Genomic DNA, 14,351 nt, shown 5'->3' on the forward strand with positions numbered 1-14,351 from the left:
CCGGGACGCAGCGCACACCCGCGAACGAAGGGCGAGGACGCGCGCGTGAGCCAGCGCCAGGTCATCGTGGCCGACGACCACCCGCTGTTCAGGGAGGCGCTGGCCCTGGCGCTGGAGCGCGCCCTCGGCGGCGCCGAGATCATCCAGGCCGGCAACATGGCCGAACTGGAGCTTGCCTCGCGCGAGCACGATCATGCCGACCTGGTGCTGCTCGATCTGCACATGCCCGGCGTGCAGGGCTTTTCGGCGCTGATCTATCTTCGTGCGCATCATCCCGAGCTGCCGGTCTGCGTGATTTCGGCCAACAACAATCCGGTCGTGATCCAGCGCGCCATGGACCACGGCGCCGCCGCCTTCATCCACAAGTCGGCCCCGGTCAGCGAGATCCGGGAGGTCCTGGATACGGTATTGGCGGGCGATATCTGGCAGCCGAGGGACGGCGACCCTGCCCAGGCGACTTCCGTCGACGAACTCGAAACCGCCGAACGGATCGGCGAGCTCACCCCGCAGCAGTTCCGCGTGCTGATGATGGTCGCCGAGGGCCTGCTCAACAAGCAGATCGCCTACGAGCTGGACATTTCCGAGGCCACGGTCAAGGCGCACATGACGGCCATCCTGCGCAAGCTCGGCGTCACCAACCGCACCCAGGCCGTGCTGCTGGCCCAGCGCCTGGCCGTCGAGCCGCCGGAAGCCGGCCGCGGGGACTTCCCTTCCTGAGCACGCCGCTGCGCTAGCTTGCCGTGCGGCCAATTCGGTAACGCTCGAGCCACGACTGAGCGTTACCGAATTGTCCGCATGGCACACTAGCGGGTACGTTCGATCGAGAGACCCGCCATGCAGTCCGCCTCACGCCTCCTGTTCCTCATCCCGCTGCTCGCCCTTTGCCCGTCCCATGCAGGGGCCAGCGATTTCGGCTTCAGCCAGGGCAGCCACGATCCCGCCGTACCGACCCAGGAGGCCGTGATCGGCCATGCCCCGGGCGAGCGCATCAGCTCCCCCGAGCAGATCCATCGCTATTTCCAGGCCCTGGCCGAAGCCATGCCGGATCGGATCCGTCTGGTCGACTATGCCGAGAGCTGGCAGGGGCGCCCACTGTTCTACGCGATCATCGGCACCCCGGAGCGGCTGGCCGACCTGGACGCCATCCAGACCGACATCCAGACCATTGCCCACCCGCACCGCAACGAGCAAGCCGACATCGACGCCGCGCTGGAACGCGTGCCGGCGACGGCCTGGCTCGCCTACTCGGTGCACGGCAACGAGATCTCACCGGCCGACGCCGCCATGGTGACCGCATGGCATCTGCTGTCAGCCGAGAACGATCCCCTCGTCGAGCGGATTCTCTCGACCAGCCTGGTGTTCATCAACCCGCTGCAGAACCCGGATGGCCGGGCCCGCTTCATCCATCATTTCGAGGCCGGCCTGGGGCTCGAGCCGGACCCGAGCCGCCTGGCCGCCGAGCACGATGAACCCTGGCCCTCCGGTCGGGTCAACCACTATCTCTTCGACCTCAACCGTGACTGGCTCAGCCAGACCCAGCCCGAGACCCGCGGCCACATCGAGGCCCTGCTCGACTGGTACCCGCTGGCCTTCGTGGACGCGCACGAGATGGGACCGGATTCGACCTTCTTCTTCGCGCCCGAAGCCGTGCCATACAATCCCCTGCTGTCCGAATCGCAACGCGCCAGCCTGACACGCTTCGGCGAGAACAATGCGCGCTGGTTCGACCGCCATGGTTTCGCCTACTTCACCCGCGAGATCTTCGATGCCTTCTACCCCGGCTACGGCGCCAGCTGGCCGTCCTACTATGGCGGCATCGCAATGACCTACGAACAGGGCTCGGCTCGCGGCCTGGTCATGCGCCTTCGCAATGGCCGGGAGATGAGCTACCTCGAAACGGTCCGAGAATACGTCGCCGCTTCCCTGGCCACGCTGGAAACGGTGGCCGTGCAACGCGATCGTCTATGGGCCGACTTCGCGGCCTACCGTCGGGAAGGGATCGAAGCCGGCCGGCGCCAGGGCCCCGCCGCCTGGGCCATTCCCGCCCAGCGCGATCAGGGCGCGGCCGACCGCCTCGGTGAACTGCTGGCCCGGCACGGCGCCGAGGTCTACCGGAGCGCCGACGCGCTGGACGCCTGCGGCCAGACCCTGGGCGCCGGCAGCTACCTCATCCCGGCAGCCCAACCCGCCTACCGCAAGCTGCGCGTGCTGCTCGACGAGCAGATCGACATGGACGAGGACTTTCTGGCCGAGCAGGAGCGGCGTCGCGCGCGCGGCCTGGCGGACCAGATCTACGACGTCACCGCCTGGTCCCTGCCGCTGATGTTCAACGTCGACGTGCAGACGTGTCGACGTGCGCCGACCCTTGAGAACCTGGACCGGATCCAGCCCAGTGAGCGGCCCGCCGGACGGTTGGAGAATCCGGACGCTCGAGTGGCCTTCGTGGCCGGTGGCGAGTCCACCGCCACCCTGCGACTGATGGCCGCGGCCCTGCGGGCCGGCCTGACCATCGATCGCAGCGAGCAGGCCTTCAGCCTGGGTGAGACGCGCTACCCGGCCGGCAGCCTGATCTTCCAGCGCGCCGACAACCCCGACCACCTGGTCGAGACCCTGCAGCGTCTGGCGGCAGACACGGGCGCCATGCCGGTCGGCACCGACACCAGCTGGATCACCGACGGCCCCAGCTTCGGCAGCAACCGCGTCCGACGCCTGATGGCTCCTCGCGTCGCGCTGGCCTGGGACGCCCCCACCGACGTCTACTCGCCCGGCGCCGTGCGCTTCATTCTGGAACGGCAATTCGGCTACCCGGTCACGCCCATTCGCGTGGCCACGCTGGCGAGCGCGGATCTCAATCGCTACGACGTCGTGATCCTGCCCGACGCCTCCCGCTGGCGCGGCAGCTACGCCGGGATTCTCGGTGCCGGCGGCGCGCGCAATCTCCGTGATTGGATCAACGACGGCGGCACCCTGGTGACGATGGCCGGCGGTACCGAGTGGGCGGCGCATCCGGACGTCGATCTGCTCAGCGCCCGACTCGAACTCAGCGTCGAGGAAGAGGAGTTGAAGATCGCTCGAAATGACGAGGCCCGCGTACCTGGCCGCGAGTTCAGCGACATCGCCGATCTCGAACAGGCCCTGAAGGCAGGCGAGCGCAGTCCGGACAGCGTGTCGGGCATCCTGGCGGCCACCGTTGTCGACGGTGAGCACTGGCTCGGTGCCGGCGCGGCGACGCAGATTCCGGTGCTCGTCCGAGGCAACCGCATCTTCACTCCGCTGCGCCTGGACCAGGGCGAAAACGTGGTGCGCTACGCGGGGCCCGAGGAGGTGCTGGCCAGCGGATACGTCTGGGAAGAGAATCGGCGCCAGCTCGCTTTCAAGCCCTACCTGATGACGCAGACTATCGGACGGGGGCGCGTGATCGGCTTTGCCGAAGACCCGGCCGTCCGCGCCTACCTCGACGGCCAGAACAGCCTGCTGATCAACGCCGTGCTCGTCGCCCCAGCCTACAGCCGCAAACTTCGGTGAGTGTTGAAAGTCAGAATCTTCAGGTCGCAAAGCAGCGAAGCAGCGAAGAATGGAATAAAACCTTTGGCACGCAAAGGCGCCAAGAACGCCAGGAAGAAAACAATCGAAACTTGTTTTTTCCTTTGCTTTCTTGGCGCCTTTGCGCCTTTGCGAGAAAAAGGTCTTGCCTTTCCTTTTGTCTTTCTCTTCGCTGCTTTGCGATAGAAAGATTTTGGGGTGGAACTAGTCTTCCTGCGGAATGCGCAATACCTGACCCGGGTAGATCTTGTTCGGGTCGCTGAGCATCGGGCGGTTGGCTTCGAAGATCAGCGGGTACTTGCCGGCATTGCCGTAGAACTGCTTGGCGATGCCGCCGAGGGTGTCGCCCGACTTCACCGTGTAGAACTGCGACTCCGGCTGCTCTTCGGCCGGCGGCTCCTCCTGCTCGTCACCGCTGGCCGCCGCCGGCGCCTCGGCCGGAATGGTGGCACCGGGATCGGGCTGCGCCAGGCGCAGGCGGTCATCGACCCGCTCGACGCCATTGACATTGCCCGCCGCGACGATCAGCTTTTCCTTGTCCTCGAGGGTGTCGACCTGGCCCACAAGGGAGACCATCTTCTGGTCCTGGTGCGCGATCACCGACAGCGCCCGGACCTTCAGCCCCAGCCCGAGCAGATGCTCGCGCACCGCGTTTTCATCGATCCGGCCACCGCCGAACAGCTTGCTGCCGGCATTGCCGACGAAATCAAAAAATCCCATGTGCTTGCGTCCTCCTAATCGACTGAAGACCGGCGATGCCGGGAACTCTCGCGGGTCAGGCTTCAGGCCGACCCGACCGTCTGGATGTTAGCAGAGCCTCGAGGCTCGGGACGCGGGAAAGCGTCTCGAGTCTTCCGGCGGTCGGCGCACCCGAACGGAAGCGGTCCGATCAGGGCGCTCGCCGCACGGGCCGATTGGACAAGCGGGTCAGCAGGGCGCGCAGGGCGGCCGGGCGCAGGGGCTTGTTCAGCACGCGGTAGCCCTGCGCACGCGCTTCCAATCGCACGGTCTCGGTCTGATCAGCGGTGATCAGGATGCCCGGTAGCGCCTCGTCGTAGTGCGCCCGCAGACGGTTCATCAGATCGATGCCGTTCTTCTCGTCGTCGAGATGGTAGTCGGCCAGCATGACCTGTGGCGGTGCCTCGAGGCCCCGGATCACGGCCAGCACCTCGTCCTCGTTGCGAGCGACGGCCACCTGGCAGCCCCAGGGTTCAAGCAGCGAACTCATGCCCGCCAGGATGTCCGGTTCATTATCGATGCAGAGCAGGCGCAGACCACTCAGATCGCGACGGCCACTGCGCGGGGGCAGACGCCGCGGCTCGCTCGTCGAATCGCCCTCGCCCAGGGGCACGCTGATGGCGAACATCGTGCCGCGCCCTTCGCTGGAGCGCAGGGTGATGGGATGGTCCAGCATGCGGGCGATACGCTCGACGATCGCCAGCCCCAGACCGAGACCACGCTCGCCCTGGCGCCGACCTTCCTGGAGCCGATGGAACTCGCGGAAGACGACGTCGCGCTGATCCTCGGGGATCCCCGGCCCCGTGTCCCAGACCTGGATCACGAGCAGGCCGTCCTGGCGGCGACAGCCCAGCAACACGCGACCCTCGTCGGTGTAGCGGAGCGCATTGGACAGGAAATTCTGCAGCACACGTCGCAGCAGCTTCGGGTCGGACACGACGCGGGCGCTACAACCGACGCAGTCGAAACGGAGGCCGCGTTCCCGGGCGATGGCCGAAAACTCCGCGTGCAACGGCTCGAGCACCTCGCGCAGCGCGAACTCACGCACATTGGTCGGCATGGCCCCGGCATCGAGACGCGAAATATCGAGCAGGGCCGACAGCAGCTCCTCGGCGCTGGTCAGGGAGCCACTGAGACGCTCCATCAGATGCGCCGAGGCTTCGTCCAGCGCCGGCTGCTGTTCCAGCGCCGAGGAAAACAGGCGAGCTGCATTGAGCGGCTGCAGCAGGTCATGGCTGGCGGCGGCCAGGAAGCGCGTCTTCGACTGGTTGGCCTCATCGGCCTCGCGCTTGGCCAGGCGCAGGGCTTCTTCCATGCGGGCCCGCACTTCGACCTCGCGCTTGAGCTCCTCGTTCAGCTCGGTCAGGGCTCGCGTGCGCTCGATGACGCGGGCTTCCAGATCGGCCTTGGCTTCGGTCAGACGGCGCTCGGACTCGCGCAGAGCCTGCTCGGTGCGCTTGCGCTCGGTCACGTCGGTAAAACTGGTCACGAAGCCACCGCCGGGCATCGGATTGCCGCGGATCTCGATCACCCGACCATCGGTGCCCACGCGCTCGAAGAAATGCGGCGAGCGCTGACGCAGCCACTCCATGCGACGTTCAACGAGCTCATCGACCTCGCCCTCGCCCATGCGTCCCCGGCGAGCATTGAATTCCAGCACCTCGCGAATCGGGCGGCCGATGTGGATCAGACCGTCGGGGTAGTCGAACATGTCCAGATAGCTGCGGTTCCAGGCCACCAGACGCAGTTCGCCATCGACCACGCTGATCCCCTCGGACAGGTTTTCCATGGCCGACTGCAGCAGCTCCTGGCGGAACTTGAGCTTCTGCGAGGTCTGGTCGAGCAGGCTGACCACTTCATCGAAACGCATGCCGCTGCCGGCCAGGGCCGACGACAGAACCAGTCGCGCCGAACTGGCGCCGATGACGCCGGACAGCACCCTTTCCGTATGCCGGACCAGCTCGGCGTCGGCCGGTTCGCTCTCGGCCAGTCGCTGCCCGTTTCGCTGCGCGTAGTCATCGAAGGTCTGACGGGTGCGACGCTCACCGAGGAAGCGCCGCGTCAGATTGATGAAATCGCCGACCGTGGCAATGCCGGTGCGCGGCAGGGAGTCCGAACCCGGTGCGCTGGCCGCACCCAGGAAAGCATTGGCCTGGATCCGGTCGATGGAACGCTCGCCGCCGCTCAGGGAGCCGAGCCAGAGGCCGAGCAGATTGCCGAGCAGGGAAACGAACACGCCATGGGTCAGGCTGTCCTCGATGCCCAGACCGAACATCGCTTCCGGGCGCAACCATTGCATGCCGAAGGGCCCGTCGACGAGCAGGCCGAGGCCGGATTCGGTGGTCTGCAGGATCACCGGCAGCAGCAGGGTGTAGAACCAGAGCCCGAAACCGATGCCCAGGCCGGTCAATGCCCCACGCCGGTTCGCGCCCCGCCAGAACACCGCCGCGATCATCAAGGGGCCGAACTGGGCCACGGCCGCGAAGCTCAGCAGGCCGATGCCGGCCAGGCTTTCGGCGAAGCCGAACAGGCGGTAGTAGACCCAGGCCAGCAGCAGGATGCAGACGATGACCACCCGTCGGATGATCAGCAGCAGGCGGCCGAGATCGGCGTCCGGCGCCCGGCCCGTCAACGGTCCGCGCAGCAGGGCCGGCATCACGATGTCGTTGGACACCATGATCGACAGGGCCACGGCGGCCACGATGACCATGCCCGTCGCCGCCGAAAAGCCGCCCAGCATGGCCAGCAGGGTCAGCCACTCCTGATCGGCATGCATCGGCAGGCTGAGCATGAAGGTGTCCGCCTCGACCGAATCGCCGAAGGTCAGCAAGCCCGCGACGGCCACGGGCACGATGAAGATGGCGATCGCAACGAGGTAGGCCGGAAACAGCCAGCGCGCCAGGCGGACGTCCTTCTCGCTGGTGCTCTCGACCACGGCCACGTGGAATTGCCGAGGCAGGCAGAAGGCCGCCAGGGTCGAAAGCACGAGGATGGTCAGAAAACTCAGGCGGAGATTGTCCGGCGCGAACATCGCCTCGACCTGAGCCGAGTCGACCCGGAAAGGATCGACCGAGGCCAGGCCGTCGAACATGAACCAGGTCACGAAGACCCCGACCAGCAGGAAGGCCACCAGCTTGACGATCGACTCGAAGGCCACGGCCAGCATCAGCCCTGGATGGTGTTCCGTTGCATCGAGCTGGCGGGTCCCGAACAGGATCGTGAACAGGGCCAGCAGCAGCGCCACCATCAGGGCCGTGTCCTGCCAGATCGGCAGCGGGGCATCGAGACCCATGCCGCTGCCCGCAGGCTGGGTCAACAGGTCGAAGCCCATCGCGATGCCCTTGAGCTGCAGCGCGATGTAGGGCACGACTCCCAGTACCGCCACCAGGGTGACCAGCACGGCCAGGCGTTGGGTCTTGCCGAAGCGAGAGGCGAGGAAATCGGAGATCGAGGTGACGTTCTGTTCCTTGCTGACCCGGACGATCCGCACGATCAGGCCGCCGAAGACGGCGAAGGTCAGCAGCGGCCCCAGGTAGACGGGAAGAAAATCCCAGCCGGTCCGCGCCGCCTGACCGACGGCCCCGTAGAAGGTCCAGGAGGTGCAGTAGACCGCCAGGGACAGGGAATAGATCACCGGATGGCTGACCCAGCTGCCCTGACGCCGCGCCCGACGATCCCCCCACCAGGCCAGAAAGAACAGCACGGCCACGTAGCCCAGGGCAATGGCGATGATCAGCAGCGGGGAGAACATCTTCGCATCATAGCCCAGGCCATCGGAGCCTCTCGAGGCATTCGACCAAAGTCGAAGCGACCAAAGTAGCAGCGAATTCCGGACCCGCCCTTGCTAGATTTCTCGCGACACGATCGTCACCGAAGAGGGTACCCACATGACACTCGATCGCACTGCCGCGGCCTACTGGAAGGCCAACATACGCATCATTCTCATCTGTCTGGTGATCTGGGCGATTTCATCGTTCGGCTTCGCCATCCTGCTGCGCCCTGCCCTGGCCGCCCTGCCGTTCACCATCGGCGGCGTCGACCTCGGATTCTGGTTCGCGCAACAGGGCTCCATCCTCGTGTTCATCGGGCTGATCTTCTATTACACCTGGTACATGAACCGTCTGGACCGCGAATTCGACGTCGACGAGAAATAAGGGAGACCACCCATGGATCAGTTCACACTCAATCTGCTGATCGTCGGCGCGACCTTCGCGCTGTACATCGGCATCGCCATCTGGAGCCGAGCCGGCTCGACTTCGGATTTCTACACCGCCAGCCGCGGCGTCAACCCGATCGTCAACGGCGCCGCCACGGCCGCGGACTGGATGTCCGCCGCCTCCTTCATCTCGATGGCGGGCCTGATCGCCTTCGTCGGCTACGGCAACTCGTCCTTCCTGATGGGCTGGACCGGGGGCTACGTGCTGCTCGCCCTGCTGCTGGCGCCGTACCTGCGCAAGTTCGGCCGCTTCACGGTGCCCGAGTTCATCGGCGACCGCTTCTACAGCCAGTCCGCCCGCATCGTGGCGGTGGTCTGCCTGCTGGTGATCTCCATCACCTACGTGATCGGCCAGATGGCCGGCGCCGGCGTGGCCTTCTCGCGCTTCCTGGAAGTACAGAACTCCACCGGACTGCTGATCGCCTCGGGCGTGGTTTTCATGTACGCCGTCCTCGGTGGCATGAAGGGCATCACCTACACCCAGCTGGCCCAGTACTGCGTGCTGATCACGGCCTACACGATTCCGGCCGTGTTCATTTCGATCCAGCTGACCGGCAACCCCTTGCCGCCCCTGGGTCTGTTCTCGACCCACGCCGAATCCGGTCTGCCGCTCCTGACCAAACTCGACCAGGTGCTCACGGAACTGGGCTTCCACGACTACACGGGCCTGCACAGCTCGATGTTCAACATGTTCCTGTTCACCATGTCCCTGATGATCGGCACCGCCGGCCTGCCGCACGTGATCATCCGCTTCTTCACCGTGCCGCGCGTCGCCGATGCTCGCAAGTCCGCCGGCTGGGCCCTGATCTTCATCGCCCTGCTCTACCTGACGGCCCCGGCCGTCGGTGCAATGGCGCGGCTGAACATCATTACCACCATCTTCCCCGACGGCACGGCCGAACAACCGATCGAGTACTCGCAGCAGCCGGACTGGATGGAAACCTGGGCGGCCACGGGCCTGCTGGCCTTCGAGGACAAGAACGGGGATGGGCGCATCCAGTACTACAACGATGCCTCGGACGAGTTCGCTGCCACCGCCGCCGAGCGTGGCTGGGAAGGCAACGAGATGGTCACCTTCAACCGGGACATCCTGGTGCTGGCCAACCCCGAGATCGCACAGTTGCCCGGCTGGGTCATCGCGCTGATCGCCGCCGGGGGCCTCGCTGCAGCCCTGTCCACGGCCGCCGGCCTGCTGCTCGCCATCTCCTCGGCGATCAGCCATGACCTGCTCAAATCGGTCTTCATGCCGAAGATCACCGACAAGCAGGAACTCATGGCGGCGCGCATCTCGATGGCCTTCGCGATCGCCGTGGCGACTGTACTGGGGATGAATCCACCCGGCTTCGCCGCGCAGGTGGTCGCCCTGGCCTTCGGACTGGCCGCCGCCACGTTGTTCCCGGCGCTGATGATGGGCATTTTCTCGCGCAAGATGAACCGTCAGGGCGCCATCGTCGGCATGCTGGTCGGTCTGGGCGCGACCCTGCTCTACATCTTCACCTACCTGGGCTGGTTCTTCATCCCGGACACCAACATGCTGGCCAACACGCCGGACAACTGGCTGTTCGGCATCTCACCGCTCAGCTTCGGTGCCATCGGGGCCGTGCTCAACTTCCTCGCCGCCTACGTGACGATGAAGCTGACCGACGAGCCGCCGGCGCATATTCAGGATCTGGTCGAGAGCATCCGCGTTCCGCGCGGTGCCGAGGGGGCCATCGATCACTGAGTTCCCCGAACGTCGGGCAGCCTCGATGCTGCCCGGCACCCTGCACAGGGGCCTGTTTCGACTCCCTCGGACAGGCCCCTGTTTTTTTGTCACAATCGATCGACCCTCATCGATCGACCTTCCCGGAAGCTGACAGATGCTGCTCGAATTCATTGCCGCCATCGCGGTCGGCCTCGGCACTGCCGGGCTGATCCTGACCCTGAACGTCCTCAGCGGCAAGCGCCTTCCCGGCTGGCTGATGCCGGCCGCCGCCGGCCTGGCCATGATCGGATTCATGGTCTACATGGAATACAGCTGGGCCGACCGTACCCTGGAACGCCTGCCCGAAGGCGTGGCCCTGGTCAGCCGGAGCGAAGAGCGGATGTGGTATCGACCCTGGACCTACGCCAGGCCCCTGAGCCTGCGCATGGTGGCCCTGGACACGCGTCGCAGCCGGCGCCACGAATCACGACCGGACTGGGTGATGACCAGCGTCCTGCTGCTCGGGCGCTGGATGCCGGTCCGCGAGATCCCGGTGGTCTTCGACTGCGAAGGCAATCGTCGCGCCGACCTTCATGAGGGCGTGAGCTTCGGCGACTCGGGCGAACTGATCGGAGCCGAGTGGAGACCGCTTCCGAGCGATCACCCAGCCCTGCGCATCGCCTGCGCGCGGGTAACCACCGACCCGCTGTCCTGAAAGAAAAAAAAGCCCCGGCCCGCCAGCGGCAGACCGGGGTCCATTCATTCAGGCGCCGCCCCAGCGGCGCCCGCGGATCAGAGGCTCGACCGACGAATCGCGAAGCCGCCGATCATCATCAGGCTCAGCATCATCAGCATCACGCCGAAGGCATTCATGCTGGGCACGGCCTCGGGCCGGAAGGCAGGCGCGCAGGTCACCAGACCCGGATCGAAGACGACCAGGTCATTGGCCAGGCTGAAGGTCTGCGAGTTGCGTCCGGCAACGAAATAGGCTTCATCGCCGGCGGCGTTCTCGATGCCCTGGGTGAATGCCCCGCCATCGTCCACGCAGGACTCGCAATGCACTTCGATCACGTTGGTGCATTCACGCAGCTTGATCTGCCAGGTGCTCGGCGTCTTGGGCGGACCGTTCCAGGGGTAGATACCGTTGAATTCGACCACCAGGGTCCGGGCACCGACCACACCACCCTCGAGGGAGTAGCTGATCTGGCCCCCTTCGGGCGGATCGAAATCCTCGTAGTAGGCGGCGATCATGTTGTTCGGCTGACCCGTATTGGGCAGGAACTGACCGGAGCAGCAGCCGTTGCTGGTGTTCTCGAAGGCAATGAAGCCATTGCTGGAAATGTAGAACTGCCCGTAGTCGACTCCGAAGAAATTGAAATCGAAGCCGATGTTGAACGGCCCGATCGTCTGATCGTCGGCCGGCGCGACCACGTTGGGCGCGGTCAGGGTCGACAGGCTGGATGTCCCCTGGCTGATCGTATAGGTCTGGGCCAGCGCGGTTCCGGCCATCGAAACGACCAGCCACAGGCCCACCAGAACGCGGAACGGCGTGGATGAAGAAGCAATCATGGAGTCCTCCCTTTGGACTGCGAGCGGCCTCGAACCGGCGATCGGTCGACTGGCCAGGCCCCTAGTGTAGCCGATCAACGCAGGAACACGACCCCCGCACGATCAGAGATTCAGGTTCAGCAGGCCAGCGACACCGACCACGATCAGATAGATGGCCACGATGTAGCGCAGCAGCTTGGGCACGACCAGGATCAGGATTCCGGCGATCAGGGCGAGCAGCGGGGCCAGGGTGATGTGCAGTGTCATCTTGAAACTCCTTTCGATTCGGTAGTGGCTGAAGACGGGCCGGGCGAGCCTGAGTCCATGAGGACGGCGTGAGCGCCACGGCTTCCACCATGGTCCAAGAGCCCTGCCGGCCGATTGATGGTAGCTTGGAATCGACGCTCGATGAGCTCGACCGCGGGTGACAGGACCATGACTTCAGGCGCCAGACAGAGCCAAGGGCCGCGGGATCGGCGGCTGATGCTTGCCGTCGTCATGATCGGTCTGGGCGGACTGGCCTGGCTGTTCCTCGCTGGCCTGCTGCTGCATGCGGTGCTCCCGGCGGAGAACTGGCAGGCGCTGTGCGAGGCCCTGGACGGGCGCGCCGGCCTGCTCGTGCTGTTGTGGCTGATGACCCTGCTGCCCCTGAGCCTGGGGCTCAAGGCCTGGCTGGACCGGCACCTCACGGACACGGAGCGCCTGCTCGAACAGGCCCGGGCGCTGGCGAGCAGCGGTCACCCGATCGACGAAGCACAGTGGAGCGGCTCGACCCAGCGCGCGCTGGCCAGGCTGTTCAATCGACTGCTCGAGCAACGGGATGCCAGCGAGCGCGATCTCAATGAGCGCGTCACCACCCTGAGCCAGCGCAGCGAGCGCGAGAAGGCCCGGCTGATCGCCCTGATGGCCGACCTCGACCGCAGCGTCGTGGTCTGCAATCTGGACGGCCGGATCCTGCTCTACAACCCGCGCGCCCGGCTCCAGTTCCGACGCCTGTCCACCGCACCCGGAGTGGCCGGGGGCGCCGAGCTGATCGGCCTCGGGCGCTCGATCCACGGACTGATCGAACGGCCCCTGATCGAGCACGCGCTCGACAAGCTCAAGCGTCGCCTCGCACGCGGCGCCAACCATCCTTCGAGCCAGTTCGTCACCGCCCTGGCCAAGGGCCGGCTGTACCGGGGCCTGGTCTCTCCGGTCTGCGACCTCGATGAGCAGGGCAAGCGGGATCCCTCCAGGCTGAGTGGGTTCGTGCTGCAGCTCGAGAACATCAGCGCCCAGGTCGAAGCGCAGCATGCCCGCCAGCAGGCGCTGGAGAAGTTCCTGGCCCAAACGCGCGACAGTCTGCACAAGGCCCAGCGGCTGCTGAGCGAAGCAACGGCGCCCGGGAACGCCGAAGCCCGCAATGGCAAGCCTGCAAAGCAGCTACTGGAGAGAATCGAGGCGCTGGACCAACAGGCCACCTTGCTTCAGCAACAGAGCACCGCATCGAGCTGGCCCCTGGAGGACATCCGGGCCGAAGACTGGCTCGCTGCCGCCCGGGACCGCCTGGGCGAAGCGGTGGCCGGCCCTCTGCACCTGAAGCTGCCCGAGCAGTCGATCTGGCTGCACATGGACAGCTATGCCATGACCGAAGCCCTGTCGGGCCTGGTTCAGCACCTGGCCGAACATGCGCCACTGACGACACTCGAGATCCAGCTGAAGCCCCACAATGGTCAGGCCCTGCTGGACCTGTCCCTGGACTGGCCGGCCGATCGCCCACTGCCCGAGCTCGGCGACTGGCTGGACCAGGGCCCGGGGCAGGCCGATCCGACTCAGCTGGGAACCATCCGGCAACTGCTGCACCGTCACACGGCCGAGTGCTGGCTGGACCGGACCGCCGCCGAACGGATCGCCGTGCGCCTGCTGCTGCCCATCGTCCAGGGGCAGGACGAGCTCCCCGCCGCGGCCCAGGGCGAGCGGCCGGAATTCTTCGATTTCGAGTTGTTCAGACGACGCGAAGCGAACACCGACCTGCTCGACCGAGCGCTGGATCAACTCGACTTCACGGTCTTCGACCTGGAAACCACCGGACTCAATCCAGCCGCCGGGGACGAGATCATCCAGATCGGCGCGATCCGGGTGGTCAATGGCCGTGTCCTGGCCCAGGAGTGCTTCGACCAGCTCATCGATCCGGGTCGCGACATCCCGGCCCTGAGCATCCAGATCCATGGCATCACGCCGGATCAGGTCCGGGGTCAGCCGCGCATCGATGAAGTGCTGCCGGCCTTCCATCGCTACTGCCAGGACAGCGTCCTGGTCGCCCACAATGCGGCCTTCGACATGCGCTGCATCCGCCTGAAGGAGTCAGCCCTGGGCCTGAGCTTCGATCAGCCCGTCCTGGACACCCTGCTGCTGGCCTCACTGGCTCAGCCCAATCAGGCCTCGCACAGCCTGGATGCACTGGCCGAGCGCTTCGGACTGCACATCGAGGACCGGCACAGCGGGCTCGGCGACGCCCGGGCGACGGCTGAACTTCTGGTTCGATTGATCCCGCTGCTGGCCGAACAGGGCATCGTCACCCTGGGCCAGGCCCAGGCGGCCTCTGCCCGCAGCCAGTTCGCCCGTATCCAGTACTGAGGAACC

Annotated in this window: 10 protein-coding genes; 6 read left to right on the forward strand and 4 right to left on the reverse strand. The window is 65.9% G+C overall.

What is annotated here, in order from left to right; translation table 11 throughout:
- Positions 1-45 precede the first annotated feature (45 nt).
- On the forward strand, positions 46-717 hold the full coding sequence (locus WM2015_RS12700; RefSeq protein ID WP_049726395.1) for a response regulator transcription factor: 672 nt from the start codon (positions 46-48) through the stop codon (positions 715-717).
- Between the two features lie 117 nt (positions 718-834).
- Positions 835-3,525 (forward strand): M14 family metallopeptidase, encoded by a 2,691-nt coding sequence (locus WM2015_RS12705; RefSeq protein WP_049726396.1) that lies wholly within the window; start codon positions 835-837, stop codon positions 3,523-3,525.
- Positions 3,526-3,747: 222 nt separating this feature from the next.
- Here WM2015_RS12705 and WM2015_RS12710 read toward each other — a convergent pair whose 3' ends face one another.
- Both WM2015_RS12710 and WM2015_RS12715 read right to left on the reverse strand, forming a co-directional pair.
- Entirely contained in the window at positions 3,748-4,263 is a 516-nt protein-coding gene (locus tag WM2015_RS12710; RefSeq protein WP_049726397.1) for a LysM and BON domain-containing protein, read from the reverse strand.
- 169 nt (positions 4,264-4,432) lie between these two features.
- Positions 4,433-8,032, reverse strand: coding sequence for a PAS domain-containing hybrid sensor histidine kinase/response regulator (locus WM2015_RS12715; RefSeq protein ID WP_049726398.1), 3,600 nt, complete (start codon positions 8,030-8,032; stop codon positions 4,433-4,435).
- Between the two features lie 136 nt (positions 8,033-8,168).
- Between WM2015_RS12715 and WM2015_RS12720 the strand changes: the two genes are divergently transcribed.
- The 3 genes from WM2015_RS12720 (at position 8,169) to WM2015_RS12730 (ending at position 10,896) form a co-directional block, all read left to right on the forward strand.
- Positions 8,169-8,435 carry a DUF4212 domain-containing protein gene (locus WM2015_RS12720; protein ID WP_049726399.1) on the forward strand — a complete coding sequence of 89 codons (267 nt, stop codon included), beginning with the start codon at positions 8,169-8,171 and terminating at the stop codon, positions 8,433-8,435.
- 12 nt (positions 8,436-8,447) lie between these two features.
- Positions 8,448-10,220: a sodium:solute symporter family protein gene (locus WM2015_RS12725; protein WP_049726400.1), complete on the forward strand. Its 1,773-nt coding sequence runs from the start codon at positions 8,448-8,450 to the stop codon at positions 10,218-10,220.
- 136 nt (positions 10,221-10,356) lie between these two features.
- Positions 10,357-10,896 (forward strand): hypothetical protein, encoded by a 540-nt coding sequence (locus WM2015_RS12730; RefSeq protein ID WP_049726401.1) that lies wholly within the window; start codon positions 10,357-10,359, stop codon positions 10,894-10,896.
- A 77-nt stretch (positions 10,897-10,973) separates the two neighbouring features.
- Here WM2015_RS12730 and WM2015_RS12735 read toward each other — a convergent pair whose 3' ends face one another.
- Both WM2015_RS12735 and WM2015_RS15660 read right to left on the reverse strand, forming a co-directional pair.
- A complete protein-coding gene (locus WM2015_RS12735) occupies positions 10,974-11,750 on the reverse strand; it encodes a hypothetical protein (RefSeq protein WP_049726402.1) in 777 nt (258 codons plus the stop codon).
- A 102-nt stretch (positions 11,751-11,852) separates the two neighbouring features.
- Positions 11,853-11,996, reverse strand: a complete 144-nt coding sequence (locus WM2015_RS15660) for a DUF3096 domain-containing protein (RefSeq protein ID WP_082169726.1) — start codon at positions 11,994-11,996, stop codon at positions 11,853-11,855.
- A 216-nt stretch (positions 11,997-12,212) separates the two neighbouring features.
- On the opposite strand from WM2015_RS15660, the gene WM2015_RS12740 reads away from it, so the two are divergent.
- Entirely contained in the window at positions 12,213-14,345 is a 2,133-nt protein-coding gene (locus tag WM2015_RS12740) for an exonuclease domain-containing protein (protein WP_049726403.1), read from the forward strand.
- The last annotated feature ends 6 nt before the right edge of the window (positions 14,346-14,351 follow it).

It is taken from the genome of Wenzhouxiangella marina, from assembly GCF_001187785.1.
GTDB lineage: Bacteria > Pseudomonadota > Gammaproteobacteria > Xanthomonadales > Wenzhouxiangellaceae > Wenzhouxiangella > Wenzhouxiangella marina.

Excerpts from the sequence above, each read along its gene's own strand:
- WM2015_RS12740 (WP_049726403.1), top strand. The coding sequence starts at position 12,213 with ATGCTTGCCGTCGTCATGATCGGTCTGGGCGGACTGGCCTGGCTGTTC.
- WM2015_RS15660 (WP_082169726.1), bottom strand. The coding sequence starts at position 11,996 with ATGACACTGCACATCACCCTGGCCCCGCTGCTCGCCCTGATCGCCGGA.
- WM2015_RS12725 (WP_049726400.1), top strand. The coding sequence starts at position 8,448 with ATGGATCAGTTCACACTCAATCTGCTGATCGTCGGCGCGACCTTCGCG.
- WM2015_RS12715 (WP_049726398.1), bottom strand. The coding sequence starts at position 8,032 with ATGTTCTCCCCGCTGCTGATCATCGCCATTGCCCTGGGCTACGTGGCC.
- WM2015_RS12735 (WP_049726402.1), bottom strand. The coding sequence starts at position 11,750 with ATGATTGCTTCTTCATCCACGCCGTTCCGCGTTCTGGTGGGCCTGTGG.
- WM2015_RS12730 (WP_049726401.1), top strand. The coding sequence starts at position 10,357 with ATGCTGCTCGAATTCATTGCCGCCATCGCGGTCGGCCTCGGCACTGCC.
- WM2015_RS12705 (WP_049726396.1), top strand. The coding sequence starts at position 835 with ATGCAGTCCGCCTCACGCCTCCTGTTCCTCATCCCGCTGCTCGCCCTT.
- WM2015_RS12720 (WP_049726399.1), top strand. The coding sequence starts at position 8,169 with ATGACACTCGATCGCACTGCCGCGGCCTACTGGAAGGCCAACATACGC.
- WM2015_RS12710 (WP_049726397.1), bottom strand. The coding sequence starts at position 4,263 with ATGGGATTTTTTGATTTCGTCGGCAATGCCGGCAGCAAGCTGTTCGGC.